The sequence below is a fragment of the bacterium genome, assembly GCA_035703895.1.
In the GTDB taxonomy this organism is placed as follows: Bacteria; Sysuimicrobiota; Sysuimicrobiia; order Sysuimicrobiales; family Segetimicrobiaceae; genus Segetimicrobium.
In genome coordinates, this window is record DASSXJ010000268.1 from 1 (window position 1) to 2,591 (window position 2,591).

At 66.0% G+C, this 2,591-nt stretch carries 2 protein-coding genes; both read left to right on the forward strand.

Annotation, left to right across the window (positions count from 1 at the left end):
- A partial coding sequence (locus tag VFP86_17800; GenBank protein HET9001498.1) for a 1,4-alpha-glucan branching protein domain-containing protein occupies window positions 1-1,762 on the forward strand: 1,762 nt, incomplete at its 5' end.
- Window positions 1,763-1,766: 4 nt separating this feature from the next.
- The coding region (locus VFP86_17805) for a sugar phosphate nucleotidyltransferase (GenBank protein HET9001499.1) at window positions 1,767-2,591 on the forward strand (825 nt) is incomplete at its 3' end.

The following is a 2,591-nucleotide window of genomic DNA, read 5'->3' on the forward strand; positions in this document are numbered from 1 at the left end:
TCCTCCCGCCGACCCGTGTCGAGCACCCAGGGATGCCATGGCTCAACCCGTTGGGAATTTGATCTTCACCCTACACTCGCACCTTCCGTTTGTCTTGAACCACGGCCGATGGCCGTTTGGCAGCGACTGGCTGGCGGAAGCGTCGGTCCAGTCCTACCTGCCGCTGTTGCGGATCCTGGGACAGCTCGCGGACCGCGACATCTCCCCCACCGTTACGATCAACATCTCCCCGGTGCTGTGCGAGCAGATGGCCAACGCCGAATACCACGAAGAAATCACCGCCTGGCTAGAGCAGCGCCTCGAGACGTGCGGCGAGAACCGGCGCTACTTTGCGGACACCCACCAAGATCATCTGGCGCATCTGTGCGACTACTGGCAGGCGTTCTACACGGACGCCCGGGCTCAGTTTGACGCGCTGGACGGCAACGTGCTCGGCAGCTTCCGCGCGCTCGCGGACCGAGAAGCCATTGAGTTGATCACCTGCGCGGCCACCCACGGGTACCTGCCGCTCCTCAGCCGGGACGAGAGCCTGGACCTGCAGGTCCGTGTCGCCGTGGCGACGCACACCCGCCACTTCGGCCGGCCGCCGAAGGGCATCTGGCTGCCCGAATGCGCGTACCGGCCGCGGTATGAGTGGACGCCTCCCGTCGGTCCGAAGAGCGGCAAGACGCGCTACCGCCGGCCCGGCGTGGAGGAGATCCTGGCGCCGCACGGGATCGAATACTTCTTCACGGACATGCACCTGGTGCGCGGCGGGCAGGCGATCTCGGCATACCGTGACTATTTCCCGAGCCTGCGCACCGTGCAGGGACCCGAGCCCCATCCGTACTACAGCCGGAGGGAGCGCAGCCCGTACGCGTCCTACCTGATCGCCTCGCGCGGCGGGACGGGGCAGGCGACGGCGTTCGTGCGGGATCCCGAGACGACGCTGCAGGTGTGGAGCCGGGACGTCGGCTATCCGGGGGACGAGTGGTACCTCGACTTTCACAAGACCCACTTCCCCGGCGGCCTCCGATTCTGGCGCGTCACCCATCCCAAGATCGATCTGGCGGACAAGCAGCCCTATATCCCCGAGCGGGCGCAAGAACGTACGCACGCGCAGGCCGAGCACTTTGCGGGGACGGTACGGGGGATCCTCGAACGGGTCGCCAAGGAGGACGGCCGGCCGGGAGTGCTGTGCAGCCCGTTCGACACCGAGCTCTTCGGCCACTGGTGGTACGAAGGCCCGCAGTGGCTCGGGGACGTCTTCGCGCGTCTCGGGGCGGAGGGCGTCGCGCCGATCACCGCCGGTGACTACGTGGATCAACATCCCGCGCATGAGTCGATCACCCTGCTGGAGGGATCATGGGGCGAGGGTGGAGATCACCGGGTCTGGATGAACAAGGACACGGAATGGACCTGGGAGATGATCTACAAGGCCGAGGAGGATTTCTGGTCCTTCGCTCGCCCCGACGGATCACGCCGCAGCCCGCTCCTATCCCGGATCGTCGGGCAACTGGGTCGGGAGTTGCTGCTCCTGGAAGCCTCCGACTGGCAGTTCCTCATCACGACGTGGTCGGCCCGCAACTATGCCGAGACGCGCTTCGCCGAACACAGCGCGGACTTCACGCGCCTCCTGGAGCTCGCCAGGAAGGTCCGGGACGGCGGGTCTGTGTCGTGGGACGAGGACGAGTACCTGAAGGGCAAGGAGACCCAGGACTTCTGCTTCCCCGATATCGCCGGACATATCGAGGCGGCGGCGCAGCACTCCACAACGGAGTGAACGCGTGAGAAGGCCGCGCGTCCTGGGCCTGATCCTGGCGGGCGGCAAGGGCGAACGGCTGTACCCGCTCACGAAGGACCGAAGCAAGCCCGCCGTCCCGTTCGGGAGCAAATACCGGATCGCAGATTTTGTCCTGAGCAATTTTATCAACTCCGGCATCTACTCCCTCTACATCCTCGTCCAGTACAAGTCGCAGTCGCTCATCGACCACATCCGCCGCGGCTGGCGGCTCGGGGGGGTGGCGGACGACCACTTCATCATCGCCGTCCCACCGCAGATGCGGTGGGGGGAGTCGTGGTACCGCGGCACCGCCGACGCGGTGTTCCAAAACCTCAACCTGATCCGCGACGTCAACCCCGATCTCGTCGCCATCTTCGGGGCCGACCATGTCTACCGGATGGACCTAGAGCAGATGATCGCCGCGCACATGGACCACCGTGCCGACGTATCGGTGGCGGCCCTGCCCGTCCCGATTGCCACGGCGTCGGGGTTCGGGATCGTGGAGACCGACCGGGAGGGCCGGATCGTCGGATGGGAGGAAAAACCCACGGAGCCGCGGCCCATGCCGGACGACTCGAGCCGGGCGCTCTCGTCGATGGGGAACTACATCTTCACCACCGATGTCCTCGTCGACGTGCTCATCGAGGACGCCCGCCGCAGCACCGATCACGACTTTGGGCGGACGATCCTGCCCGAGTTGATCCCCTACGCGCGAGTCTTTGCCTACGACTTTTTGCGCAACGAGATCCCGGGGCTCCGCGCCACGGAGGAACGCGGGTACTGGAGGGACGTGGGCACGATCGAGGCGTACTGGCAGGCGAACATGGAC